Below are 24,740 nucleotides of genomic sequence, written 5' to 3' on the forward strand. Positions count from 1 at the left end.
AACCCGACAAAAGCCGGAGCAGAAAATTCAGCCCTTGCGGAAATGCGGCGCAAGATTCGTACCAATGGACTCACCCGGAACTTGCCTGGCTGCGGTACCACCGGCGCAAGCAAACTGTCAGAAGGCCATTGTGCCGGGGATGATTGGGGTTCCCTGTCAGCCGTATTCCCGCATAAGGTTATGCATCTTTCGCCGTGGTTTGTCTTGGCCTCGTAAGGGCTTGCCCTGAGAGGTACCCGCCATAGTTGGGCTAGCATCCGCCATTGGCATGGTTCGTGCTGATGTCGACCTACTTATTGACTGGAGAATCCCCGTGATCAAACTCGTAAAGAAACATGGACTTGTCGCCCTTGCAGCGGCCGGCCTCACTGTTGCGGCCATGGCACCTGCCCATGCCGGCAAGACACTGGACGCCATCAAGGCACGGGGTCAGGTCATCTGCGGCGTGAACGTCGGGCTGGCCGGGTTTTCCTCTGCCGACAGCAACGGCGCCTGGACCGGGCTCGACGTGGACGTCTGCAAAGCCGTCGCCGCCAGCGTGCTGGGCGACGCCAGCAAGATCAAGTGGGTTCCCCTGAACGCCCAGCAGCGCTTTACCGCCCTGCAGTCCGGCGAGGTTGATGTCCTGTCGCGCAACACCACGTTCTCGCTGACGCGCGACGCCTCTCTGGGCCTGCACATGACCGCCGTCACCTACTACGACGGCCAGGGCTTCATGGTCCCGGTGAAAAGCAAGATCAAAAGCGCCAAGCAGCTGAAAAACGCCACCGTCTGCGTGCAGTCCGGAACCACCACGGAAAAAAACCTGACGGACTTCTCCAAGGCCAACAACCTCAACATGAAGCCCGTCGTGTTTGAAAAGCAGGAAGCCGTCAACGCCGCCTACTTCTCCGGCCGTTGCCAAGCCTACACCACGGATGCATCCGGCCTGGCCTCGGTGCGCAACAAGGAAGCCAAAGTACCGGCCGACCACCTGATCCTGCCGGAGCTGATCTCCAAGGAGCCGCTGGGCCCCATGGTGCGCCGCGGTGACGATGAATGGTTCGCCATTGTCAAATGGGTGATCTACGGCCTCATCGAAGCGGAAGAATATGGCGTGACCCAGGCCAATGTCGATGCCATGACCAAGGAAAGCAAAGACCCGGTGGTCATGCGCCTGACCGGTAGTGGCGAAGACACCGGCAAGCTGCTGGGCCTGGACAAGGAATGGCTGGTTCGCGCCGTCAAGGCCGTCGGCAACTACGGTGAAATCTTCGACCGCAACGTCGGCCCCAAAACGCCCCTGGCACTGCCGCGCGGCCAAAACAACCAATGGAATAAAGGCGGCCAGATGTACGCCATGCCGGTGCGCTGAACGACTCCTTCCGATGCGCTAAACGCAACGGGCCGCTCGCAACCATCCGTTGACGAGCGGCCCGTTTTACTTGGGTAACCGCCTTATGTCCGAGCATTCCCTGATTCCCGCACGGCCGGCGCCGGCGCTGCGGCGCAGAGTTTTTTCCTGGCGCAGCAAGCAGGCGCGCGCCGTTGTTTACCAGATCCTGGCCGTCAGCCTGATCGTCTTCCTCGTGTGGCTGCTCGTGAGCAACACCATGAGCAACATGAAGACGCGCGGTATCCAGAGCGGCTTTGATTTTCTGTTTCAGCCCGCCGGTTTTGACATTGGGGAAGGCTGGCTGAATTACGACTCGATCGATCCCTACTGGAAAGCCTTCCTCGTGGGGCTGGTGAACACCCTTCGCGTGGCCGTGGTGGGCATTGTGCTCACGTCCGTGCTGGGAACCCTGCTGGGCGTGGGACGCTTTTCGCGAAACGCCCTGATCCGCGGCCTGTGCTACGGCTACATCGAGATGTTCCGTAACATCCCGGTGCTGCTGCAGCTGCTGATGTGGTACCTGCTGTTCACGGAATACCTGCCGGCCATTGACCAGGCCCTGCATATCGGCAGCCTGGTGTATATCAGCAAGAACGGCCTGTCTTATCCCTTTCCGGTGTGGCACCTCGGGCAGACGCTGGCCCTCGTCGGCATGGCGGCCGGTGGTGTGGCGGGGTTTGTTTATGCGCGCCGGGCACGCCGCCACTTTGACCAGACCGGCCATGCGCGTCCCGTGTTGTGGGTGGTGCTGGGACTGGTCGCGGCCGGTGCGCTCCTGGGCTGGCTGGCCGGTGGTGCGCCTTCCGAATGGAACCTGCCGAAGCTGACGGAAACCCAAGTGGAGGGTGGCGGCGCGCTGTCGCCTGAATACCTGGCGGTGTTGCTCGGGCTGGTGCTTTACACCTCGGCCTTTGTGGCGGAGGTGGTCCGCGCCGGCATTGCCTCGGTCTCGCTGGGCCAGCACGAGGCAAGCGCGTCGCTGGGACTTTCGCGCGGCCACTCCATGCGCCTGGTGGTGCTGCCCCAGGCGCTGAGGGTCATCATCCCGCCGCTGACCAACCAGTACCTGAACCTCACCAAAAATTCGTCGCTGGCCGTTGCCGTGGGCTACCCCGACCTTGTGTCGATTGCCAACACCTCGCTCAACCAGACCGGCCGCGCCGTCGAATGCATTGCCATCATCATGCTGATCTACCTCACCACATCGCTGGCCACCTCGGCGCTGATGAACTGGTTCAACAGCCGCGCCGCCATCAAGGAACGCTGACATGAACCAGACCTTTGTTCCCGTCGCGCCCCGCCCGGCCCCCATCAAGATGGAGGGCCCGGGCCCCTGGCTGCGCAACAACCTGTTTTCCAGCGTTGGCAATGCGCTGGTGTCGGTCGGGGTCATCGCCCTGTTGCTGTGGGCCGCATCGTCGGCCCTCCGCTGGGCGGTGTTCAATGCCGTGACCGCCGCCGACGCGGATGCCTGCCAGGCCGCACGCGGCATGGGCGCATGCTGGGGCGTGATCAACGAAAAAGCCCGCATCATCCTGCTGGGCCGCTACCCCCTGACAGAGCACTGGCGGCCGGAGCTGGCAACCTTTTTGCTGCTGGGCCTGGTGGTTGCAAGCTGCAGCCGCTGGTTCTGGAAACCCTGGCTGGGATTGATCTGGGTCGTGGTCCTGACGGCGTTCTTCACGCTCATGAGCGGCGGCATGTTCGGGCTCTCCAAAGTGTCCACCGACCAGTGGGGCGGCCTGCCGCTGACCGTCATGCTGACGGTCATCTCCATGACGATCGCCTTCCCGATTGCGGTGGCGGTGGCGCTGGGGCGGCGCTCCAACATGCCCGCCATCAAGACCCTGTGCGTCATCTACGTCGAGCTGATTCGTGGCGTGCCGCTGATCTCCGTGCTGTTCATGGCCAGCTTCATGTTTCCGCTGTTCATGCCCATCGGCAAATCGCCCGACGTGCTGATCCGGGTGATCGTCGGCATCACGCTGTTTGCCGCGGCCTATATGGCGGAAATCGTCCGGGGTGGTTTGCAGTCCCTCTCCAAGGGCCAGACCGAAGCGGCCGCCAGCCTGGGCCTGGGTTACTGGCAGACGCAGGTCAAGATTGTCCTGCCGCAGGCGCTGGGCGCCGTGGTGCCCAGCATCATGAACAACTTCATCTCGCTGTTCAAGGACACCTCCCTTGTGACCATCGTGTCGCTGTATGAACTCACCGGGGCCCTTTCGCTGGCGGTCGGGTCCGATCCGAACTGGCGGCCGTTCAAGATTGAGGCTTACCTCTTTATCGCCGCGATTTACTTCACCTGCTGCTTCGCCATGTCCCGCTACAGCCTCTGGATAGAGCGGCGGCTGGCTGTGGGCAAGGCCCGTTGACAAAAAAACAAGGACCAACATGAGTGATCCCATCATCCGCTTTGACAAAGTCAACAAATGGTATGGCAACAATTTCCATGTGCTGCGCGACCTGCAGCTGGACGTGCAGCAGGGCGAGCGCCTGGTGATTTGCGGGCCGTCCGGTTCGGGCAAATCCACGATGATCCGCTGCATCAATGCCTTGGAGGACTACCAGGAAGGCAAGCTCACTGTGGCCGGCTCCGTCCTCGGCGACGACATCAAGGCCATTGATGCCGTGCGCCGGCAGGTCGGCATGGTGTTCCAGCAGTTCAACCTGTTCCCGCACCTGACCGTGCTTGAAAACCTGACGCTGTCGCCAACCTGGGTGGCGGGCCTGTCCAAAAAAGAAGCGACCGAGCGGGCCATGCACCAGCTCGAGCGGGTGCGCATCGCGGAGCAGGCACAAAAGTATCCCCTGCAGCTGTCGGGTGGCCAGCAGCAGCGCGTTGCGATAGCGCGCGCGTTGTGCCTCACGCCGAAAATCATGCTGTTTGACGAGCCGACATCCGCGCTGGACCCCGAGATGATCAAGGAAGTGCTGGACGTGATGATCTCGCTGGCCGAACAGGGGATGACCATGCTGTGCGTGACGCATGAAATGGGCTTTGCCAAGGCAGCGGCCGACCGCGTGATCTTCATGGACCAGGGCCAGATTGTTGAACAGAACACGCCCACGGACTTCTTCAATCACCCGCAGACCGACCGGGCGAAGGATTTCCTCTCCAAGATTCTGGGACACTAGAGGAATGTGCCAACTCCTCGGAATGAATGCTGCCAAACCCGCAGACCTTCGCTTTTCATTCACGGGTTTTGCCGCACGCGGCGGTCTGACGGACCATCATGGCGACGGCTTCGGCATCGGCTTTTTTGAAGACAAGGCCTGCCGCATTTTTATGGACAGCCAGCCGGCCGCCACCTCACCCGTGGCCGAGCTGCTCAAAAGCTACGCCATCAAGTCCTGCAATGTCGTGTCCCATATCCGCAAGGCGACGCAGGGCGATCCGCAGCGCCTGGAGAACTGCCATCCGTTCACCCGTGAGCTCTGGGGCCGCCACTGGCTGTTTGCCCACAACGGCGACCTGATCAATTACTTTCCGGCTCTTGGCGGCAACTACCAGTCCGTCGGTACCACCGACAGCGAACGCGCTTTTTGCGCCCTGATGGAAAAACTCAAGGCCATCAGCCCGCGCGAACCCTGCTCACTGGACACCGTGTTTGACACCCTGTGCAGCATGAGCGAAGGCACGGGCGAGTATGGCGTATTCAACTACCTGCTCTCCAACGGGCAAGCCCTGTTCGCGCACTGCTCCACGCGGCTGTATTACCTGGTGCGGGAATGGCCGTTTTCACACGCCAAGCTCGTTGACGCCGACCTGAGCATCGACTTTGCCCAAACCAATGTCCAGGAAGACCGGTTGTGTGTCGTCGCTACCCAGCCGCTGACGCTCAATGAAAACTGGCAACAGCTGCAGCCCGGGCAATTGCTGTGGATTGAAGGGGGCCGCATCGTGCGGCAGGCGCAGCTGAAGGTCAGCGAGGACGTACGGCGTAAAAACGAAGCCAACCTGGCCTGCGTATAAAAATCAGGCCTCAGACCAATAGTGACGGGCGTAAGCAGCTATTCTTTTGATAGCAGTCCGGCCCTGACGGAGCGTCTGTAACAGCGCCTGTTCTTATTGCATGAACCCCATGGCCCGCCCTTCGCGTACCTCGGGCTTGATGCGGTGCTCGGCCTCTAGCTGGGCCAAAAATTCCTCGCTGGAAAACTCTGCCGCGAGAATATCCACCTGCCGCTTCACGGCCGCAAAATCGCCCGGACACAGCTGCACCAGTTTGCCGAGCCTCTCCCGCAGCGGGGCCGCAAGCCGGTCGGCATCGCCTCCAAGTGCTTCGGTGACAAACATCTGCTCACGCTGCGCGTGAGTCAGCGGCATGAACCTGATCTTGAAGGTGAAACGCCGCAGCGCCGCCTGGTCCAGGCTTTCGAGCAGGTTGGTGGTGCAGATGAAGATGCCGGCATGGCGCTCCATGCCCTGCAGCATTTCGTTGACCTCGGTCACTTCGTAGGTGCGCTGGGCGCCGCGCCTGTCCTGCAGGAAACTGTCCGCTTCATCCAGCAGCAGCACGGCTTTTTCCGATTCAGCTTCGCGGAACATCGCCGCCATATTCTGTTCGGTTTCACCGACATACTTGCTCATCAGGTCGCTGGCCTGCTTGATGATGAGCGGCAAATCCAGTGCTTTGGCGATGTGTTCGGCCAATGCCGTCTTTCCCGTGCCCGGCGGGCCGTAAAAACACAGGCTGCCGTGGCTTCGGCTTTTCAGTGCTTCAACGATACGCGGCACCTCGAACCGGGATTCGACATTGAGCATGGAAAGGTCATATGTGGTCGCGTTGCGCCGGCCGGAAGCTTCCGCCCTGTTGCCCAGCGCCACGTCGGCGTTCTTGAGCTGGCGCTCGATCAGCGACTCCATCAACAGCGGCCGCCCGCCGGACAGGATGGCCTGCATGCCCTCAGTGTCCACCTGCGCATCCACCGCGTCTTCGGGCGCGCTGGCCAGCCGCGCAAACCGGACAGCCGTGCGTATTTGCGCGGGCGTCAGGCCCTTGCGGGCCGTCAGCTTGGCCACAAAGGCATCGCTGACCTGAACACCTTCCAGTGTCTTGCGCACCAGGCCTTCACGGGCACCCGGCGGCGGCGACCTGAGTTCGAGGTGGTAGGCAAAACGCCGGCGAAAAGCAGGGTCGATCTGCTCGATGCGGTTGGTGACCCACAGGGTGGGCACGGTGTTGGATTCAAGGATCTGGTTGACCCAGGCCTTGCCGCTGACCGACCCACTGGCAGGTACGGGCAATTGTTCGGAGCGCGCCATCAGCTGCGCGGCTTCGCTGGAAATCGGCGGAAACACATCTTCCACTTCATCAAACAACAAGGCGGAGTGCGTGCTGCCCTTGAGGAAAACCTGCGCGATTTGCAGCGAACGGTAGCGGTCCCGGCCACTGAGCGAGTTGCCGTCGCGGTCGGCATATTCGACCTCGAACAGGTCCAGGCCGGCGGCCTGTGCCACCACCTTGGCCAGCTCGGTCTTGCCGGTGCCGGGTGGGCCGTAAAGCAGCACATTCACGCCCTGCTCTTTGCCGGCCACCGCATTGCGCAGCAGCGACACCAGCACCTGCGCATCCTCCTGCACAAAAGCGAAGTCCGCCAGACCCAGGCTGCTGTGCGCGGCCGGCCGGGTAAACACAGCCATCAGCTCGTTCTGGTCGCGGTATTCGCGCATCAGCACGGGCGGCAGTTTTTCACTGACCTTCATCAGGTCCGCAAGGTCGGTGATGTTGTGCTCGGAAATCAGGTTCTCGACCATGCCGATGCGCTCCAGGCGCGAGCCGGCGCGCAGCGCTTCGGCAACCTCGGGGGCCTTCACGCCGGCCACATCGGCAATGGCGGCATACGCCTCGGGGGCATTGTTGACCTTGAACTCCACCAGCAGGGAGCGCAGGTCGCGCTGGTAGCGTGCCAGGGTGCCGTAGAGCAGCAGCGCACGCTCGGCCCGGTTGAGCTGCAGCAGGTTGGCCAGTGCATCGATGTTTTTCTCGACCAGCGTGGATTGTTTCTTGAGCGCCTGGGTCAGCCATTCGCCGGTGGCAGCCAGCACCGAGAGCAAGTCCTTGGGCTGGTCCTTCGCATGCTCGTCGAGATAGAAGAACAGCGTGCCTTCTTCATAGGGGCCGCGCCAGGCGCCGTGGCGCGCCATGAACTCGGTGTCGGTCAGGCTTTCATGGCCGCGCCAGAACTCGTTGTCCTTGCAGCGGCGGCCGAGAAACTCGCGCAACCGCTGCACCGCCGGCAGGGGCCACACAAGATGCCGGCCCGAGAGCGAGAGCAGGCTGTTGAGGTCGCGGCGCACATTGAACTTGGCGCCTTGCCTTGCCGCCAGCGTCAGCACGAAATGCGAGCACATCAGGTCCAGCACCGGCGCCTCTTTCAGCCCGGGGGACAGCAGCCACTGCTGCTCGCTAACGGAACGCTTGCTCATGGACAAACCTCCCTTTGCAACTACACGGTTGGTAGACATGCCTGTGAGATACCCTGCTTCAAGACCGGCGCCTCACTGGCTATGAGCACCGCAGATGCGACCTGGTTCAATGAGACTCCACCATAACGCAGCTTGAAGCATCATGGAAGACGCTACTTGTACCCCCACGTGTGAAATGCACCACAGAAACTCCTGCGAAGATGCGCAAAGATGATCCCGCACAATCCCACCATAGCCCCGCAGAGGAATTCCCATGCTCAGTCTCAAAGATATAGAAACAGCCGCCCAGCGCCTGCAGGGCCACCTGCTCGATACGCCCTGCGTGGAGTCCAAGACGCTTTCCCAGTTGACGGGCGCGCAGATTTACCTGAAGTTCGAGAACCTGCAGTACACCGCGTCCTTCAAGGAGCGCGGCGCCTGTAACAAGTTGGCCCAGCTCTCAGCCGACGAACGGCGCCGCGGCGTGATCGCGATGAGCGCTGGCAATCATGCCCAGGGCGTCGCGTACCACGCACAGCGGCTGGGCATACGGGCGGTGATCGTGATGCCGCGCTTCACGCCGGGCGTCAAAATCGAACGCACCCGGGGTTTTGGCGCCGAGGTGGTGCTGCACGGCGATACGCTGGACGAATCACGCACCCACGCGCTGACGCTGGCTGAGCGGGAGGGCCTGGTCTTCGTGCACCCTTACGACGACGAAGCCATCGTCGCAGGCCAGGGTACGGTGGTGCTGGAGATGCTGCACGCGCAACCCGACCTCGAAACGCTGGTTATAGCCGTCGGCGGTGGCGGCCTGATTGCCGGCATGGCCACGGCGGCCAAGGCGATCAAGCCCGGCATTGAAATCATCGGTGTGCAGACCTCGCGCTTCCCGGGCATGGTCAACGCCATCAAGGGCACCCGGCACCCCCAGGGCACCAGCACCATCGCCGAGGGCATTGCGGTGGGGACGCCGGGCGTCATCCCGCAGGCCATCATCGCGAAGCTGGTCGACGACCTGGTGCTGGTGGACGAGGGCGATATCGAGCAGGCCATGGTCATGCTGCTAGAGATCGAGAAAACCCTGGTCGAAGGTGCCGGCGCGGCCGGGCTGGCGGCGCTGTTGAAGTACCCGGAGCGTTTTGCGGGTAAGAAGATCGGCCTGGTGCTGTGCGGCGGCAACATCGACCCGCTGCTGCTGGCGGCCATCATCGAGCGCGGCATGGTGCGCGCCGGGCGCCTGGCCCGCATCAAGGTCAGCGTGCGCGACATTCCGGGCTCATTGGCCAAGATCACCGCCACCGTGGCCGACGCCGGGGCCAATATCGATGAGGTGCATCACCAGCGCGCCTTCACCATGCTCTCGGCCCAGAACGTGGAGATCGAGCTGGTGATCCAGACACGCGGGCGCGACCATATCCAGCAGGTGCTGGCGGCACTGAATATGGCCGGCTTTGAGGCTTCAGAGCAGCACTAAGCTAAGACCCTAGTTCCAGCCGATCACCTCAAAGCCCTTTTCGCTCAGGCAACGCTGCACAAAGCTACGGTAGGTGCTGTTGGGTTTGTCGTTGTGAAACGCACCTGACACCGCACCCGCAGAGCCGCCCACGGCGGCGCCCGCGGCGCCGGAACGCAGTACGCCTTCGCCGCCGCGCCCGGTGATCAGCGCGCCCACCGCCGAAGCCACACCCCCGACGGCTGCGCCTTCACCGGCACGCCGGCCGACTTCGTTGGTGCTTTGCGACGGGCTGAGCCCGGCGGCCGACGCCCGTGACATGCAGGCGCTGGCCTCCGCCTGGCCTTGCGCGTCACCTACCCGGTTAAGGGTGGCGTTGGGATACAGCACGGGCTTTGCCGAGGCGCTGTTGGGACCGCCGGAAGCGCATGCCGACAACAGGGCCAGGGCGGACAAGGCGGCACCGGCCTGGAAAAAACGGAACCGCTGCTGAGGCGCGAAATGGGCTGGGGATTTCATGTATTCCTTCCACAAATAAGCATGGCAAAGGGTACCGCAAGCCAGGCGCCGGGCATCTTTGTCGCCCGCATCTTCGTGTAACCATCTTCATGCGGGTAAAATCTGCGAAGAGTCTCAAGCATTTCAGGAATCACCCCCATGTCCAGTCCAGCCAGCCACACCACCAATGCAGCCCACGACAGCGCCACCCCCGCCCAGGAGCAGGATGCCGTCGACGCGATCGTTCCGTTGATCCCCATTGTTCTGCCCGTGGTGGGCGGCGTGCTGATGTTCCTGCTGGCGTTTATCGCCATCTACATGGCCTGAAAGCCCCCGCTTTCACCCCAAAAGTCCGCATCTCGCGGACTTTTTTGTTTCCAGGCTCCGTGCCCTCTCCCATCTCTCTCGGCCATCTTCAGCCTGTTCATCGAAGAACCAGCCTGAAATTGCGGGCCGAAACGACCGTCCCGGCATTCTTCGCCCCGATGTCATGACTGCCGGAACCCCGGTGTAGCCTATGCATAACCTCATGCCGGTTATGCATAACTTTTGCCTGTAACTTACAGGTAACTCGCGCCGATCTTCTTAAAATGAATTGACTGGCCGACCCGTGGAAGATGAAAAGCAGCCTCACGCTGCCGCTTTTTGTCATTGCGCCGCAGCACTTTTGAAGCTTGCGCACCGCCCGCCGACCGGGACTTGTTTGTTGTGCAAAGGGAAGCTTCCAAGCCTTATTCCGATAAACGTCTCCGTGTCGCAACCACCCAGGTTGCCGCGCGACGTTTCCCGAAATAACGCTTTTTAACTTTGGAGTTTTTTCGATGAACCATCCCGCGATGCAAGGGCTTAACCTCAACACGCCCCCCTACGTCAAGAATGCCAAACTGATTGCCTGGGTCGCCGACATGGTGGCCCTGTGCAAGCCCGACAACATTTACTGGTGCGACGGCAGCGACGCCGAGTACCAGCGCCTGTGCCAGCAACTGGTCGACGCCGGCACCTTCAAAAAACTCAACGAAGCCAAGCGCCCAAACAGCTTCCTGGCCTGCTCCGACCCGACTGACGTGGCGCGCGTGGAAGACCGCACCTTCATCTGCTCGGCCAAAAAGGAAGACGCCGGCCCGACCAACAACTGGATGGCGCCCGCTGAAATGCGCAGCACGCTGCAGCCCCTGTTTGATGGCTGCATGAAGGGCCGCACCATGTACGTGGTGCCTTTCAGCATGGGCCCGCTTGGCTCGCCCATCGCGCACATCGGCATTGAACTGTCCGACAGCCCTTACGTGGCCGTCAACATGAAGATCATGACGCGCATGGGCAAAGCCGTGTTTGACGTGCTCGGCCTCGACGGCGAATTCGTCCCCTGCGTGCACACAGTGGGTGCGCCGCTGGCCGAAGGCCAGCAAGATGTGAAATGGCCTTGCAACAAAACCAAGTACATCGTGCATTACCCCGAAACGCGCGAGATCTGGTCTTACGGCTCCGGCTATGGCGGCAACGCCTTGCTGGGCAAGAAGTGTTTTGCGCTGCGCATCGCCTCCAACATGGGCCGCGCGGCTTCGCAAGACGGCTCCGGCAACCCTGGCTGGCTGGCCGAACATATGCTGATCCTGGGCGTGACCTCGCCCGAAGGCAAGAAGTATCACGTCGCGGCGGCCTTCCCTTCGGCCTGCGGCAAGACCAATTTCTCGATGCTGGTGCCGCCGGCAGGCTTTGAAGGCTGGAAGGTCACCACCATCGGCGACGACATCGCCTGGATCAAGCCGGGTGCGGACGGTCGCCTTTACGCCATCAACCCGGAAGCCGGCTACTTCGGCGTGGCACCGGGCACCAACATGCTGACCAACCCCAACTGCCTGCGCAGCCTGGACAAAAACGTGATCTTCACCAACGTCGGCCTGACCGACGACGGCGACGTCTGGTGGGAAGGCATGGAGCAGGACGCCCCCGGCAAGGCATTGCCGGCGCACCTGATCGACTGGCAAGGCAAGGACTGGACGCCACAAATCGCCAAGGAAACCGGCGCCAAGGCCGCCCACCCCAATTCACGCTTTACCGTGGCCGCCACCAACAACCCGGCGCTGGACCCGGCCTGGAACGACCCTGCCGGCGTGCCAATTGACGCCTTCATCTTTGGCGGCCGCCGTTCGAACACCGTGCCGCTGATCACCGAAGGCCGCAACTGGGTGGAAGGCGTGTACATGGCCGCCACCATGGGCTCCGAAACCACGGCCGCCATCACCGGCCAGGTTGGCGTGGTGCGCCGCGACCCGTTCGCGATGATCGCTTTTGCCGGCTACAACATGGCCGACTACTTCCAGCATTGGCTCAACGTGGGCCAGAAACTCGAAGCCTCGGGCGCGAAGCTGCCGAAAATCTTCACGGCCAACTGGTTCCGCAAAGGCGAAGACGGCAAGTTTGTCTGGCCCGGCTACGGCGAAAACATGCGCGTGCTGAAGTGGATGATCGACCGCATCGAAGGCAAGGGCCAGGGCGTCGAGCACATCACCGGCGTCAGCCCCCGCTATGAAGACATGAACTGGACCGGCCTTAACTTCAGCGCCGAGCAGTTCAAGACCGTGACCAGCATCGACAAGGCCGCCTGGCTCAAGGAGCTGGAGCTGCACGCCGAACTGTTCAAGCAACTCGAACATCACCTGCCGAAAGAGCTGGAGGAGACCAAAGCCGCGATCGAGCGCCGCCTGGCCGCCTGACCGGCACACCAAGCGCGGGGCGTTTCGCACAACCTGCGGTACGCCTCATTCCTGGTGCAATGACTGCGCCAAGGCAAAAAAAAGCCACCGATCCGGTGGCTTTTTTTGTGGGCCGCTGCAAAGAGCGGCGCAGCGCAGGGGCGCCTGGCGCTTAGATGTAGCTGCGGTGGTAAGCCCGCAGTTCCGCACCACCGAGGCGGCGGGCGCGCTGTGACAGACCGGCTGGAGCAGATACCTCATCAACCACAGCTTCAGCAGCGGCAACTTTCGTGTCGGCCTGGCTGCGCAGGAAAGCCTTCAGTTCTGCACCGCCCAGACGGAGGGCGCGCTGTGTCAGGCCCGCCGGAGCGGACACCACGGCTGCGGGGGCAGCAACAGCCTCTTCAACGGCGACTTGCTGACGGGCCATTGCAACTTGCAGGTCGGCCATCACGCGGGGATCGTTCTTGGCAGCTTGCCACAGGCGCTGGTCGGCGCGGGCTTCGGCCAGGCTACGCGACCAGGCGTCCAGGCCGACCTTGAGGCTGACGGCTGCATTGCGCGCAGCGCCGGCGAAAATCGCCAGGACAGCAAAAGCGACAGCCCAGAGGCCGATCCACATGACCAGCAGGTGGCCTTCGGCGACGCTGTCCATCACCTGATAAGCCACCACCATCACGGCGGCCGCAACAGCGGACAACAGCAGCGTGGCCAGGCCGCGGGTGCCGGAAAAAGCACCGCCCAGCTGGCGTACGGCACCAAAGGCCGACTCAGCGCGGACAACGCCGGGGTGCTGTGTGGAATATTTGATATTGACGAAGCTGGTCATGGTGAACTCCCTTTGGGTTAACTCCGCTGAACCAAAATTGCAGCGGGTAAGGGATATTAGGGTTATCACTGATGTTATTCAACTTTATCTTTATGATGTGATTCATTCATATTGGTGATAACCTGAGGTTCTCCGCCCTCTTTTCACCTTCTTTTCACCCTTCAACACCCGCCCCAAGCCCTTGACCCCCCTCAATTTCCGGACCCTGGACCTCAACCTGCTTCGCGTGTTCGACGAAGTAATGGCTGAGCGCAGCCTGACCCGGGCGGCGCGCAACCTGTCGCTGACGCAGCCGGCTGTCAGCAACGCCCTGCGCCGGCTGCGTGAAACCCTGGGCGACGAGCTGGTGCAGCGCAGCGGCCAGGGCATGGCGCCCACCCCGCGCGCCGTGGCGATCTGGCCGGCCGTGCGCGAAGCCCTGCAGCAGTTGCAGGAGTCGCTGGTGCCCAACGAATTCGTGCCCGGCGAAGCCACCACCATCTTTGTGCTGGCCATGGCCGATGCCACCGCGGCTGAATTGATTCCCGGCCTGGTGGAAACACTGGACCAGGAAGCGCCCGGTGTCTCAATTCGCGTGATTCCATTGACCACACGCGACCCGCGGCGCCTGCTGGACGAGGAACTGTGCGACCTGGCGGTCGGCTACTTTCCCTCGGTGCTGGCCGACCTGACGGCCGGCGCGCAAAGCGGCGAGCCCTTGCCCTTTTTGCACCAGCGGCTGTATGACGGCGAATACGTCTGCGTCATGCGCAAAGACCACCCGCTGGCTACCGGCCCCTTCACACTGAGCAAGTTCTGCGCGGCGCGCCACATGCTGGTGAGTTTTTCGGGCCGGCCCTATGGTTTCGTCGACGAAGCCCTTGCCTCCCTGGGCCGGGAACGGCATGTGGTGCTGACGGTCAACCAGTTCTTCACGGCGGGGCGGGTGGTGGCCAACTCGAATTTGCTTACTGTGCTGCCGCGGCATTTCGTCGGGGTGACGGGCATTGCCGACCAGCTGGTGCTGCGCCCCCTGCCGTTTGACGTGTCACCGGTGCACGTGGATACCCTGTGGCACCGGCGTTCGCAACAACGCAGCGCGCATGTGTGGTTGCGGCAGGTGCTGGTGCGTGCGGCCGACAGGGCGTTTTTGGCCTGAAGCCCCTGACCCACCCAAAGGACTGGCCAGCCTGGCTATCCGAAGAGATGTCTACACAGCGCTATAAAAATCATAGCTACTCGCGCAAGTCAGTATTGGGCGAGGGTCATTTTTGATGCCAAAACAGGCAGTTTTGGGTGCAGAAATCGTCGCCCGGGGGCCATTGCTACTGGAGCGCGCTTCTCCAGCACACATTTTTTGCCCATCAAATTGCTGTTTTGGCCAATAAGGACAAGCGCAGGGAGCTAGCTATTTGATAGCAGCCGTGGCAACCGGATCAAACCGCTGCAGTTCCCGGCTGTGGTGTGGCCAGCACGCAACGCAGACACCGCAACAGCGCACTTAAAGGCCCGAATCCGGTGCCCTGCGGCGCAATTTCCAGCGTGTCGCACCGCTTTTTCGGGCTACAGGCCAGCCTCCGGCCGCTCCTGACCGGCGCCGCCAGATCAAATTAATTCTTTAGTTCTTCTATTTGATGCTCTAGGCGTTATAAGTCGTCAAACGGCCTACTTGCAAAAAAATGTAACGTGAAGCAAAGTCAAAACATGGACATCACACCCGTACGGAGCCCTTCCCAGAGGCCGTAGTTACTGCGAGGCACACGTTAAAAAATGTTAGCTAAATCATTAACTGCGTTTGCAGCCGAGATCGCGATGTCCTCTGGCAAGGCAATCGCCTTTGGGTTCCGTTGACCGGCACGGCCTGAACCCACACTCCAAAACTGGCCCGCATGAATTCCTGCCTGCACTTTCCCCTCAAGCCACTTGGCTTGGCGCTGGCATTCGCCGGCCTGGCCATGGCACCGCATGCCGGCCATGCCCAGGCCACCAACGATTTCTCGGCCGCAGGCACCCAGGACTGGAACGACGCGGCCAACTGGAGTGGCGGCACGCCTACAGCCGCCAGCGTGGCAAGGGTCCCGACGAACCAGCAGGTGGACGTTACCGGGGCTGGCCAGGTGGGCACGCTGCAAGTGGAGGGAGACGGCCAGGTGGTCGTCCACGCCGGCGGCACCCTGGCCGCCGACACGCTCCTGCTGGGCACCACGCCAGCGCCGGGTAACGCAGGATCCCTGTTGATTAATGGAAGCGTTACGGCCACGCGGCTGAGCGTGGGCGACACGGCGACCGGAGGGCAGATCCTCATCGGCGGCGCCGGCGCCAGCCTGAACGTGTCCCCCCCCAGCCTGGCTCCGGGAGACCAGTTCATTGTTGGCAACAATGGAGACGGGCTCCTGGGCATCCGCACCGGCGCCACCGTGACGGTAGGCGGCACCCGCACCCTGCATCTGGGCAATGTGGGCACCGGGACGCTGGTCATCGGCAACATCGGGCCCAGCGGTACCCTGGATGCCGGCGCCGTGGTTTTCGGCAATGCCAGCTCCAGCATCAAGTTCAATCAGGACGACGCCACCCCCTACATCTTCTCCCCCGCAATCAGCGGCAGCGGGTGGGTCGAGGTATTCGCTATCGGCGGCTCCTCCACCGTACTGACGGGCGCCAACAGTTACACCGGCGGCACTTTCGTCAGAACCAATGCCCGCCTGACCGGCAGCACCACCAGCCTGCAGGGAGTCATCAGCAACGACGGCGTGCTGACATTCGACCAGACCACCAACGGCACCTTTGCAGGCTCCATCAATGGAGGCGGCACGCTGGTCAAGGAAGGCAGCGGCACGGTGATTCTTTCTGGCACCAACACCTATACAGGCGGCACCACCATCAATGGCGGCACCTTGCGCGGCACCACCGCCAACCTGCAGGGCTTGATTACCACCAACGCCAACCTGGAATTCTTGCAAGCAGGCAACGGAACGTTTGGCGGTGTCATCAGCGGCACCGGCAATGTGGTCAAAAGCGGCACCGGCAATGTCACCTTTTCCGGCACCCACACTTACAGCGGGGCCACCGTCGTCAGCGGCGGCACGCTGTCGGTCAACGGCAGCCTGACCAACTCTGCCGTGCAGGTGCAGAACGGCGGCACGCTGGGCGGCACCGGTTCCGTGCGCAACACCACCATCCAGTCGGGCGGCACGCTGGCGCCGGGCAATTCCATCGGCACGCTCACCGTGGTCGGCAACCTGACCTTCAACGCCGGCTCCAATTACAGCGTGGAGGTCGATGCAGCCGGCAGCAACGACCGCACCAACGCCACCGGCACACTGACCATCAACGGCGGCACGGTCAACGTGCTGGCCAGCGCCGGCACCTATTCGCCGACCACGCAGTACACCATCCTCAATGCCACAGGCGGGCGCACCGGCGTCTTTAGCGGGCTCACGACCAACCTGGCGTTTCTGACACCGTCGCTCACCTACGACCCCAACAACGTGTATCTGACCCTGGCGCGCAACAGCACCGGCTACAACACCCTGCCCGGCATGACGCCCAACCAGCAGTCGGCCTCCAACGCACTTCAAGATGCCTCCGGCAGCGCGAGCGGCGACATGAGCACGGTGCTCAGCGCCCTCAACAGCCTGTCAGTGCCGCAGGCCCTCGCGGCCTTCGACGCCATAGGCGGCGCCAACCTGGTGGCCTTGCGCCGTGCCGGCCCCAGCTTTACCGCCGCGTTCGGCGAACAGCTGCAGGCACGCGTGGGCCGAAGCAGCCTGGGCTCAGTCTGCGGCAGCGACGATGTCGGTGGCCGCGAAGCCCTGAGGGCACTTTTCCCGGCCGCCGAAGACGGTTGCGGTTTTTGGCTGCGCGGTTACGGCAGCCACCAAACCACCGACAGCGACGGCAATGCCATGGCCAGCCGCCTGAACAGCACCGGCCTGAGTGCGGGTTACGACGCCGAAGTGTCGCCGGGCTTGATGCTGGGCGGCGCCGTGACCATCGGCACATCAAGGGTCAGCTTTGATTCAGGTGACCAGGGCAGGGCCCGCAGCGCGGCGCTGGCGATGTACGCCGGCTACACCGACGGGGCCTGGCGCCTGAACGGCGTGACCAGCGTGGCGTTTCACGGCAACCACATGGACCGCGGCATCGTGGTCGGTCCGATCAGCCGCGTGGCCTCGTCGAACTTCGACAGCAGCACCGCCACGGCCTACGGCGAGCTGACGTACGACCTGGACATGACCGGCTGGACGCTGCAGCCGATGGCCGCGCTGGCCTTCAGCCGCAACCAGACCAACGGTTTTGCCGAGCAGGGCGCCGGTGCGCTCAATCTGCAGGTCGCCGCGCAAACCGTGTACTCAACCAAATCGTTGCTGGGGCTGAAAGCCGGCTTTGACGTGGGCCGGCTGCGGGTGGAGCCGCGGGTGGTGTGGGCGCATGAGTTTGGCAAATACAACACCCCGATGACGGCGCAGCTGCAGGGCGCCGGCACGCCCTACCAGTTCCAGATTGCGGGCGTGGCCCTCAATGCCAACACGGTGGTCCTGGGCGTGGGCGTTTCGGGCCGCATCCACGACAACTTCAACCTCTTCGCCGACCTCCAGACCGAACAGAACGCACGCCAGCGCAACCTGGCCCTGCTGATGGGGGTGCGCGGCAAATGGTGAGCCGGGCATCTCAAAGCATGTTGGCCCCTGACCGACCTGATTCACAACACATTTAATCCAGCCACACCCGCGCATACCTCATGGCTTACAAAAGCATGCCCCCCATCCCGCCATCCCTGCCGCCTCTCCCGCCGCGCCAACCCAAACCGAAACCCGGCAAGGACGCCGGCGCCCACCGATACGACACCATCGTTTTTTTGCTGATCATCGGCCTGGCGATTGTGGTGGCTGGCAGCGCAGCGCGTTACACCCTGGTAGACCGGCCTGCGGCCAAGGCACAGAAGGAAGCCCAGCTGCTGATGCAGCAGCTGATGGCCGCGAACCAGAAGAACCAGCAGCAGCTTGAACAGAAGCTCGCCGAAGCCAAGGCCCAGACCGAGGCATTGCGCGCCAACATGGAGCAGATGAAGGCCGAGATCCAGCAGCCCAAGGCCGCAGCGGAACCGGTTCCGGAGCCGGTGCAGAAACCGGTGCCCGACGCCCAGGCCGCGGAACGCAAGCGGCTGGAGCGCGTCAAGGTGGTCGATGAACTGGTGGACTCGCTGACGCCGAACCTGCAGGTCAAGTTCCAGCAAAAGGTCACGTGGCTGGACCGCAGCGTCTCATTCGGTTTTAGCCTGACCAACGCAAGCCGCCGCGCCGTCCGCGTGACCCCGCCGCGCATCGCCCTGACCCTCAACCCTCTGCCCAACACAAAGCTGGCACTGAAAGCCAGTGATGTGCAGGCTGACATCTGCCCTGGCGGGTTGATCGGGCCGGGAGAGACCATTAACTGCAATGTGGTGCTGCGTTCAGAAGCCACCTTCACCGGTGTCGGCCACATTCCGTTTCGCGCCGTCATCTCGGCACGCACGGAACTCCCGGTGACCAGCGAAACCTGGAAAACCGTGCGTTCCGCCTACAAGGAAGCCTACCTGGAGGAACACATGGTCAAAAGCGTTTCCTTTAATGGGGAGCTTTGGCGGTAATCGCGGGCCGGCAGCAGGATCACGCATGCACCCTGTCGAGGCGGCTGAAGCCGGCGGCAGATTGCCATGCTATCGCTATCAAATAGATAGCTGCTTGCGCCCATCTGTATTGGGTTTCAGCTATCTTTTGTGCTTGAAATCAGTGGTTTTCACGGGGTTTCCGGCATCGCCAGGGCTTTTGCGGCACCCCAGGGGCAGGCTGGAGGGTCAAAAGCCCCCCTGAGTCGCCTTTTTACCCCCTCAATCGGGCTGTAAACCAATGAGGACAGGCGCGAGCCGCTACTAATTCAGTAGCGTCACGCTGACGCCAAACGCCCGCGGGCAATCCCATTCAAGCGGCTCGCGGCCGAGGGGCATGGTTTTTGCACACACTTTTGCACACAAACTGTACGCAGGAGCCGCGCATGCCAGACCACCCACATACCCCCACGCCCTCACACCCACTTGCGCGCCGCACCGCGCTGAAGATCCTCGCCAGCGGCGCCGCATCCATGGCGCTGCCGGCCCTGGCTGCCTGGCCGGACAAGCCGATCAAGATCGTGGTGACCTTTCCGGCCGGCGGCGCCAGCGACATCGTCGCGCGGGTTATGGCCGAGCAGCTGGGCAAAAAGCTGGGGCAGGCGGTGGTGGTCGACAACCGGCCGGGCGCGGGCGGCAGCGTGGGAGGCCTGGTGGTGGCGCAGGCGCCGGCTGACGGCTACACGCTGATGCTGAGCAACTCGACACCGGTTTCCATCGGCCCGTTCGCGCTGGAAAAGCAGCCCTATGACCCGGTGGAAGGCTTCACCCACATCGCACTGATCGGCAACGCGCCCTGCGTGGTGATGGCCAACCCGCAAGCGCCCATCAAGACGATTACCGATGTGGAAGCGCAGGCCCGCAAAGCGGGCCGGCTCGACTTCGGCTCGGGCGGCCCGGCCTCGATCGGCCACATTTACGGCGAGCTGATGAAAAAGTCCATGGGCGTGAACCTGGTGCACATCCCGTACCGCGGCGGTGCGCCCATGACGACAGACCTGATCGCGGGCGTGATCCCCGTGGGCATCGACGTGCTGACGGCTTTTGTGCCCTACTTCAAGAGCGGGCAGCTGGTGCCGCTGGCCGTAACGTCGGCCAGCCGCTCACCGCTGGTGCCGGATGTGCCCAGCGTGGTGGAGTTTGGCTACCGCAAGCTGGTGCTGGACAACTTCTTTGGTTTGAGCGGTCCGGCGCACATGCCGGCCGACGTCGTGGCACGGCTGAGCAGCGCCTGCAACGAAATACTGGCAACGGCGGAGATCAAAAAGAAGATGCTGGAGTTGGGCATCACCACCCAGCCCATGAGCCCGGCGGCGTTCACCGGCTTCGTCAGGGAGCAGGTGGCCGTACTGTCGCCCGCCGTCAAAGGAGCAGGGGTCAAGCTCTGACCGCATCCGTCCGAACAAGGCCTCGTCTTTACCAGCTGAAGCCGCGGTCTGGCGTTGCCAGCCGCAAGGCGGCCGGCCCCATACGTGAGGAAAGGGGCAGCGCGCCGCAGGCTCGAAGCGGGGAAGCGTGGGGGCTCAGCGAACCACGCTGAGGTAAGCGTAGGCGGCGCTGCGCAGTTCCTGGGCCTGCAGCGGATTGCGGCCGGCGCGTGCTTCGGCGCGTTCCATCAGGTTGTGGGCCACACCGTTCACAGGGGCCACGCGGGTTGCGGCGGGCAGGAAACGGGCGATCTGGGAAATCAGGCTGTACATGTCAGGGTCACCTTCATGGGGTGAAAAAGTTGCGGTGAATGAAGAATAAGGGTTTTCCCTAGGGTTTCAAGCCTAACCGGGCCCCAAACCCATGCAAAAAATGCATGCCGTGCTCCGCGGCGGCACATGCAGGTCATTTCTACGTGATTTCCGGGGAAAACTTCACGGAGCCGGCGGCTATGCTTGGGCTGTGGCCCATCCCCCAAATCCCTCTTCCCTGCCCACGGCTGAGACCCCTGCTTCATCGCCGGACGGGGCGCTGGCGCTGCTGCGGCAGATCGCCTCGAATATTGACGCGATGCTCTGGTCCTGGGACCCGCAAACTGGCCGCATCACCTATACCAACCCGGCGTTCGAGGCGTTCTGGGGCCTGTCGGCCGACACCCTGGCAGACCGGCCGTGGCAATGGCTGGAGCATGTGGACCCAATAGACCGCGAGCGGGTGCTGAGCCTGCAAACCAGCCCCCTGAAGCGCAGCGAAGAGTACAGGGTCATCCGGCCCCAGGGCGGCAATGCCCGGCTGAGCCAGCGCGCGCTGCCCATGCACAGCCCTTCGGGGCAGTTGCTGCGCGTCATCCACCTGGCCAACAACATCACCTGGCAGCTCGACACTTCCAAGCAATTGCGTGTGGAGATCGGCCGGCGCACCGACTCCGAGGCCAAGTACCGCGCGGTGGTGGAAAACGTCAGCGAGGGCATTCTTGTCACGGCGGCCGGGCGCATCCTGTATGCCAACCCCAAGGCACTGGAGCTGACCTCGCTGGACGAGGAAACCGCCAAGTCCCTGCCCTTTATCGAATTCATCCACCCCGACGACCGCGAGAAGGTGCTGAGCAATCACATGAAGCGCCTGCGCGGCGAGCCGGTGGAGAACTACTACCAGTTTCGCGTGCAGCACAGCCGCAGCGCCATACGCTGGCTTGAGATCAGCGCGGTGATGTTTGAATGGCAGGGCGCGCCCGCCACGCTCAACTTCCTGACCGATGTCACGCGCAAGCGCCAGGCGGAGGAAGACATGCGCAAGGCGCTGGCGCACGAGCGCGAGCTGTCGGAGCTGAAGTCACGGTTTGTCGCCGTGACATCGCACGAGTTCCGCACGCCGCTGGCCGCCATCCTGTCGTCTGTGGAGCTGCTGGATGCCTACGGGGCCAGCTTTCCGGCCAGCGAACGCCGGGAGCTGCTGGGGCAGATCAAGACGGCGGTGGCCCGCATGAACAGCATGGTCGAGCAGGTGCTGCTGACCAGCCGCCTGGAGCTGGGCAAGTTCCAGTTCGAAGCCGCGCCGCTGGCCGTGCCCGACTGGCTGGTGCAGGTGATGGGTGAGCTTGAGCGCGGCAACCCGCAGGCCGCGCGCGTGTCGCTGACCTGCGACGGCCTGGACGCGCCGCGCACGGCGGACCAGCAGTTGCTGCGGCACATCGTGGTCAACCTGCTGGGCAATGCGCTGAAATATTCGGACCCGGACACGCCGGTGCAGTTTGCCGTTCGCGGCGTGGGCGACCAGATTCACCTGCGCATCAGCGACCACGGCATCGGCATCCCGGAAGCCGACCTGCCGCGCCTGTTCGGCAGCTTTCACCGCGGCACCAATGTCGGCAATATTTCCGGCACCGGCATCGGCCTGCACATCGTGAAGGAATGCGTTGACCTGCATCAGGGGCAGATTGAAGTCACCAGCCGGCCCGGGCAAGGCACGACATTCACCGTGCGCCTGCTGGCGCCGTTGGCCTGACACCCCCCGCCCGGCGCCGGCGGTTTTGCCGTTTCAGGGGCCTTTTTTCCGGTGGTAGGTCAGCGCCGCCTGAATGCAGAACGACAAGGCATCCCTCGGCAGTGGATCAGCCGCATCGAGCACGATGGCCCGATTGCCCTCGTAGCGCAGCTCGCGGGGAAACAAGGTGCGGAAGGTGTCCACCAGCGTGGTGTTGCAGTTGAAGTACAGGGCGTACTGCGCTGGACTGGATCTGACCGGCCCCAGTCGGATGGTGCTGCCGCTTTTGCTGGCTGACGTGAGGTAGGCCGGCTCGCCCCACTTGAGTGTTTCCTCCAGATCGCCGACGCCGGGTGTGTCCAATGCCGTGTCCAGAATCAATTGGCGCAGGGCCATCAGCTTGCGCCGCAGCAGTGGCGGGTAGGCCGCGAAGGCCTGCGCGACGGCTGTGTTCTGGATAGGTGTCACCGGTGGCTCCCTGGTTCCTGTTTCATGCCTGCGCAATCTAGCGCACGGACACTGGGCGACGCAAGCGAAAAAGCCCGCCACCCGGAACCGGCCCCGTCTTCCCGCACAATCGGCGGGGTGAACATCCAGCTCCTGTCCGACCTGCATCTCGAGAGCAACCCCGACTTCAAGGCCGTGCCCGTACCCGGCGCCGACCTGCTGGTACTGGCCGGCGACATTGGCTCCTATCAGCAGGGCTCGCTGCTGGGCGAGAGGGGCATTGCCGACTTCGGCCTGGGGCAGTTTTCGCCCTTGCCTCTGGCCCAAGGCGGTGCGGACTGGCCGACGCCGGTGCTGTTTGTCCCGGGCAACCACGAATACGACGGCCTGGACTTTGATGAAACCCATGTGCGGCTGCGCGAAACCTGCGAGCGCCTGGGCATGGTCTGGCTTGAACGTGAAACCGTGGTGCTGCAGGGTGTGCGTTTTGTGGGCAGCACGCTGTGGACCGACTTTGACGCCCTGAGCGCAGGCCAGGCCCAGGCATCGGACATCACGCCGGGCGAGCAACTGAAAGCGCGCGAAAAAGCATTCCGCGCAGCCAACTTTTATCTCGGAAAAAACCATTCCTTTCGCGATGGCCAGCCACTGCTGGCGGCCGACCTGCGCGAAGAGGGCCTCAAAAGCCAGGCCTGGTTGCGGCAGGCACTGGCCGTACCATTTGAAGGGCCTACTGTGGCCGTGACGCATTTCGCCCCCAGCCTGCTGAGCGCCGACCCGCGCTATGGCCTGGTGCCGGGTACGGCGGGCTTTTGCAATACGCTGGATGACCTGCTGCCGCTGGCCGACCTATGGCTGCACGGGCACCTGCATTGCGTAATTAATTACATCAGCCGCGGCTGCCGCGTAGTGGCGAACCCGCTGGGTTATGCGCGCAAGCATGAACAGGACGGGTTTTTACCCGACTTGCTGATCCGCGTCGGCCAATAGCACTCAAGCACTCAGTCGTCCTCTTATGGGCGTGGTGCCCACGTGCCGCTGGTGACTAAAGTCGTAGCGCCGCAGCGCACACGGCGGCGGCATTTTTTTGAACTTCCTGCGCATCGCGTAACCCAACCACGACCGGCAACGCGGAACCCAAGGGTCAGCACGAAAGTGATAACACTTTGTTCCAATTGTTGGTTTGCGCACTGTTCGGCTTGCATGTATCTTGCATGAAGGGTTCATGCAGGACTTCCTGCACCGCACCCGCATTGGGGAGAGCACCATGAAAAGCAACGTGTCCTATCTTGGCGCCTGGCTGCTTGCCGTCGGCCTTGCGTTTGCGTTTGCGTTCGCATCACCCAATGAGGCCAGCGTCATGGGGCACATGCCGGCTTTCATGGCGCAAACACTGCTGCGCCAGCCGGTCAACGTGCCGGATGGCTTGCCCTCTGACCGCACCCTTGCACTGATCACCTTCCAGCGCGGCCAGCATGTCCAGGCCGAGAGCTGGATCCAGGGGCTGAACCTGCGTAACGACTCGTCCATCGCGTGGATGCGCATGCCGATCGTCAATGACCCCGGCACACCGACGGGGCGCAGCGCCGTCGAAAACAGGTTGCTCAAGCACTACACCGCAGATACCGAGCGCGCCAGGCTGGTGCCGGTGTTCACCGACCGAGCCAGTTTTGTGCGTGCGGCCGGCCTCAACGGCACCGACCAGGTCTACGCCGTGGTGGTCAACCGCCAGGGTGAAGTGCTGGCGCGGGTTGAAGGCCAGTTCGACGCAGATAAAGCGCAGACGCTGCGCGAAACTCTGCGCCCGCAGAGCTTTTAAACCACCCCCGTCCAGGCTCACTGCGTGTAGCCTGTTCCCCCCTCAAGGGGGCGGCGCCTGGGGCCGGCAAAGCCGGACCCGCGGCCCCCACTGGTGAAATACGCCCACTGGTTACGCCGCCGAACTCTTCATGCAAGCATAAGCCGCAGGACCGACTTTGCCGGACTGCAGGCGAGC

At 63.0% G+C, this 24,740-nt stretch carries 20 protein-coding genes; 15 read left to right on the forward strand and 5 right to left on the reverse strand.

Annotated elements, in window-relative coordinates:
• Positions 1 to 379 precede the first annotated feature (379 nt).
• The 5 genes from AC1DZE_RS18325 to AC1DZE_RS18345 all read left to right on the forward strand — a co-directional run bounded on the left by AC1DZE_RS18325 (position 380) and on the right by AC1DZE_RS18345 (position 5,348).
• The gene (locus AC1DZE_RS18325) at positions 380 to 1,354 is read left to right on the forward strand and encodes an amino acid ABC transporter substrate-binding protein (RefSeq protein WP_477670739.1); all 975 of its coding nucleotides are present in this window, start codon (positions 380 to 382) and stop codon (positions 1,352 to 1,354) included.
• Positions 1,355 to 1,439: 85 nt separating this feature from the next.
• On the forward strand, positions 1,440 to 2,642 hold the full coding sequence (locus tag AC1DZE_RS18330; RefSeq protein ID WP_477670310.1) for an amino acid ABC transporter permease: 1,203 nt from the start codon (positions 1,440 to 1,442) through the stop codon (positions 2,640 to 2,642).
• A 1-nt stretch (position 2,643) separates the two neighbouring features.
• Entirely contained in the window at positions 2,644 to 3,747 is a 1,104-nt protein-coding gene (locus AC1DZE_RS18335) for an amino acid ABC transporter permease (RefSeq protein ID WP_477670311.1), read from the forward strand.
• A 19-nt stretch (positions 3,748 to 3,766) separates the two neighbouring features.
• Positions 3,767 to 4,510 (forward strand): amino acid ABC transporter ATP-binding protein, encoded by a 744-nt coding sequence (locus tag AC1DZE_RS18340; protein WP_457281767.1) that lies wholly within the window; start codon positions 3,767 to 3,769, stop codon positions 4,508 to 4,510.
• Between the two features lie 4 nt (positions 4,511 to 4,514).
• Positions 4,515 to 5,348 carry a class II glutamine amidotransferase gene (locus AC1DZE_RS18345; protein ID WP_477670312.1) on the forward strand — a complete coding sequence of 278 codons (834 nt, stop codon included), beginning with the start codon at positions 4,515 to 4,517 and terminating at the stop codon, positions 5,346 to 5,348.
• A gap of 93 nt (positions 5,349 to 5,441) precedes the next feature.
• Here the strand turns inward: AC1DZE_RS18345 and AC1DZE_RS18350 are convergent, their stop codons facing one another.
• Positions 5,442 to 7,805: an ATP-binding protein gene (locus tag AC1DZE_RS18350; RefSeq protein ID WP_477671769.1), complete on the reverse strand. Its 2,364-nt coding sequence runs from the start codon at positions 7,803 to 7,805 to the stop codon at positions 5,442 to 5,444.
• Between the two features lie 253 nt (positions 7,806 to 8,058).
• On the opposite strand from AC1DZE_RS18350, the gene AC1DZE_RS18355 reads away from it, so the two are divergent.
• Positions 8,059 to 9,261: a threonine ammonia-lyase gene (locus tag AC1DZE_RS18355; RefSeq protein WP_477670314.1), complete on the forward strand. Its 1,203-nt coding sequence runs from the start codon at positions 8,059 to 8,061 to the stop codon at positions 9,259 to 9,261.
• A 9-nt stretch (positions 9,262 to 9,270) separates the two neighbouring features.
• Here AC1DZE_RS18355 and AC1DZE_RS18360 read toward each other — a convergent pair whose 3' ends face one another.
• Positions 9,271 to 9,759: a glycine zipper family protein gene (locus AC1DZE_RS18360; RefSeq protein ID WP_477670315.1), complete on the reverse strand. Its 489-nt coding sequence runs from the start codon at positions 9,757 to 9,759 to the stop codon at positions 9,271 to 9,273.
• A gap of 138 nt (positions 9,760 to 9,897) precedes the next feature.
• On the opposite strand from AC1DZE_RS18360, the gene AC1DZE_RS18365 reads away from it, so the two are divergent.
• On the forward strand, positions 9,898 to 10,065 hold the full coding sequence (locus tag AC1DZE_RS18365; RefSeq protein WP_164483721.1) for a hypothetical protein: 168 nt from the start codon (positions 9,898 to 9,900) through the stop codon (positions 10,063 to 10,065).
• A gap of 494 nt (positions 10,066 to 10,559) precedes the next feature.
• The gene (locus tag AC1DZE_RS18370) at positions 10,560 to 12,452 is read left to right on the forward strand and encodes a phosphoenolpyruvate carboxykinase (GTP) (RefSeq protein WP_477700403.1); all 1,893 of its coding nucleotides are present in this window, start codon (positions 10,560 to 10,562) and stop codon (positions 12,450 to 12,452) included.
• Between the two features lie 151 nt (positions 12,453 to 12,603).
• On the opposite strand, the gene AC1DZE_RS18375 is transcribed toward AC1DZE_RS18370, so the two are convergent.
• Positions 12,604 to 13,260, reverse strand: coding sequence for a hypothetical protein (locus tag AC1DZE_RS18375; protein ID WP_477670317.1), 657 nt, complete (start codon positions 13,258 to 13,260; stop codon positions 12,604 to 12,606).
• A gap of 181 nt (positions 13,261 to 13,441) precedes the next feature.
• Between AC1DZE_RS18375 and AC1DZE_RS18380 the strand changes: the two genes are divergently transcribed.
• The 4 genes from AC1DZE_RS18380 to AC1DZE_RS18395 all read left to right on the forward strand — a co-directional run bounded on the left by AC1DZE_RS18380 (position 13,442) and on the right by AC1DZE_RS18395 (position 20,274).
• Positions 13,442 to 14,398 carry a LysR family transcriptional regulator gene (locus AC1DZE_RS18380; protein WP_477670318.1) on the forward strand — a complete coding sequence of 319 codons (957 nt, stop codon included), beginning with the start codon at positions 13,442 to 13,444 and terminating at the stop codon, positions 14,396 to 14,398.
• Between the two features lie 730 nt (positions 14,399 to 15,128).
• Positions 15,129 to 17,900: an autotransporter family protein gene (locus AC1DZE_RS18385; protein WP_477700404.1), complete on the forward strand. Its 2,772-nt coding sequence runs from the start codon at positions 15,129 to 15,131 to the stop codon at positions 17,898 to 17,900.
• An 80-nt stretch (positions 17,901 to 17,980) separates the two neighbouring features.
• Complete coding sequence (locus tag AC1DZE_RS18390; RefSeq protein WP_477670320.1) at positions 17,981 to 18,868, forward strand: hypothetical protein; 888 nt, start codon at positions 17,981 to 17,983, stop codon at positions 18,866 to 18,868.
• A 404-nt stretch (positions 18,869 to 19,272) separates the two neighbouring features.
• Positions 19,273 to 20,274: a Bug family tripartite tricarboxylate transporter substrate binding protein gene (locus tag AC1DZE_RS18395; RefSeq protein WP_477700405.1), complete on the forward strand. Its 1,002-nt coding sequence runs from the start codon at positions 19,273 to 19,275 to the stop codon at positions 20,272 to 20,274.
• A 135-nt stretch (positions 20,275 to 20,409) separates the two neighbouring features.
• Here AC1DZE_RS18395 and AC1DZE_RS18400 read toward each other — a convergent pair whose 3' ends face one another.
• Entirely contained in the window at positions 20,410 to 20,586 is a 177-nt protein-coding gene (locus AC1DZE_RS18400) for a hypothetical protein (RefSeq protein ID WP_431099058.1), read from the reverse strand.
• A 190-nt stretch (positions 20,587 to 20,776) separates the two neighbouring features.
• Here AC1DZE_RS18400 and AC1DZE_RS18405 point away from each other — a divergent pair, with 190 nt between their 5' ends.
• Positions 20,777 to 22,318 carry a sensor histidine kinase gene (locus AC1DZE_RS18405; RefSeq protein ID WP_477670322.1) on the forward strand — a complete coding sequence of 514 codons (1,542 nt, stop codon included), beginning with the start codon at positions 20,777 to 20,779 and terminating at the stop codon, positions 22,316 to 22,318.
• 33 nt (positions 22,319 to 22,351) lie between these two features.
• Here AC1DZE_RS18405 and AC1DZE_RS18410 read toward each other — a convergent pair whose 3' ends face one another.
• Entirely contained in the window at positions 22,352 to 22,765 is a 414-nt protein-coding gene (locus AC1DZE_RS18410) for a DUF1801 domain-containing protein (protein WP_477673522.1), read from the reverse strand.
• A gap of 117 nt (positions 22,766 to 22,882) precedes the next feature.
• Between AC1DZE_RS18410 and AC1DZE_RS18415 the strand changes: the two genes are divergently transcribed.
• The gene (locus AC1DZE_RS18415; protein WP_477673521.1) at positions 22,883 to 23,734 is read left to right on the forward strand and encodes a metallophosphoesterase; all 852 of its coding nucleotides are present in this window, start codon (positions 22,883 to 22,885) and stop codon (positions 23,732 to 23,734) included.
• Between the two features lie 277 nt (positions 23,735 to 24,011).
• Positions 24,012 to 24,563 carry a hypothetical protein gene (locus AC1DZE_RS18420; RefSeq protein ID WP_477670324.1) on the forward strand — a complete coding sequence of 184 codons (552 nt, stop codon included), beginning with the start codon at positions 24,012 to 24,014 and terminating at the stop codon, positions 24,561 to 24,563.
• Positions 24,564 to 24,740 lie beyond the last annotated feature (177 nt).

This window comes from Polaromonas sp. P1_F1, from assembly GCF_056405795.1.

Coding starts and splice junctions, on each gene's coding strand:
- AC1DZE_RS18325 (WP_477670739.1), top strand. CDS start 380: ATGGCACCTGCCCATGCCGGCAAGACACTGGACGCCATCAAGGCACGG.
- AC1DZE_RS18330 (WP_477670310.1), top strand. CDS start 1,440: ATGTCCGAGCATTCCCTGATTCCCGCACGGCCGGCGCCGGCGCTGCGG.
- AC1DZE_RS18335 (WP_477670311.1), top strand. CDS start 2,644: ATGAACCAGACCTTTGTTCCCGTCGCGCCCCGCCCGGCCCCCATCAAG.
- AC1DZE_RS18340 (WP_457281767.1), top strand. CDS start 3,767: ATGAGTGATCCCATCATCCGCTTTGACAAAGTCAACAAATGGTATGGC.
- AC1DZE_RS18345 (WP_477670312.1), top strand. CDS start 4,515: ATGTGCCAACTCCTCGGAATGAATGCTGCCAAACCCGCAGACCTTCGC.
- AC1DZE_RS18350 (WP_477671769.1), bottom strand. CDS start 7,805: ATGAGCAAGCGTTCCGTTAGCGAGCAGCAGTGGCTGCTGTCCCCCGGG.
- AC1DZE_RS18355 (WP_477670314.1), top strand. CDS start 8,059: ATGCTCAGTCTCAAAGATATAGAAACAGCCGCCCAGCGCCTGCAGGGC.
- AC1DZE_RS18360 (WP_477670315.1), bottom strand. CDS start 9,759: ATGAAATCCCCAGCCCATTTCGCGCCTCAGCAGCGGTTCCGTTTTTTC.
- AC1DZE_RS18365 (WP_164483721.1), top strand. CDS start 9,898: ATGTCCAGTCCAGCCAGCCACACCACCAATGCAGCCCACGACAGCGCC.
- AC1DZE_RS18370 (WP_477700403.1), top strand. CDS start 10,560: ATGAACCATCCCGCGATGCAAGGGCTTAACCTCAACACGCCCCCCTAC.
- AC1DZE_RS18375 (WP_477670317.1), bottom strand. CDS start 13,260: ATGACCAGCTTCGTCAATATCAAATATTCCACACAGCACCCCGGCGTT.
- AC1DZE_RS18385 (WP_477700404.1), top strand. CDS start 15,129: ATGAATTCCTGCCTGCACTTTCCCCTCAAGCCACTTGGCTTGGCGCTG.
- AC1DZE_RS18390 (WP_477670320.1), top strand. CDS start 17,981: ATGGCTTACAAAAGCATGCCCCCCATCCCGCCATCCCTGCCGCCTCTC.
- AC1DZE_RS18395 (WP_477700405.1), top strand. CDS start 19,273: ATGCCAGACCACCCACATACCCCCACGCCCTCACACCCACTTGCGCGC.
- AC1DZE_RS18400 (WP_431099058.1), bottom strand. CDS start 20,586: ATGTACAGCCTGATTTCCCAGATCGCCCGTTTCCTGCCCGCCGCAACC.
- AC1DZE_RS18420 (WP_477670324.1), top strand. CDS start 24,012: ATGAAAAGCAACGTGTCCTATCTTGGCGCCTGGCTGCTTGCCGTCGGC.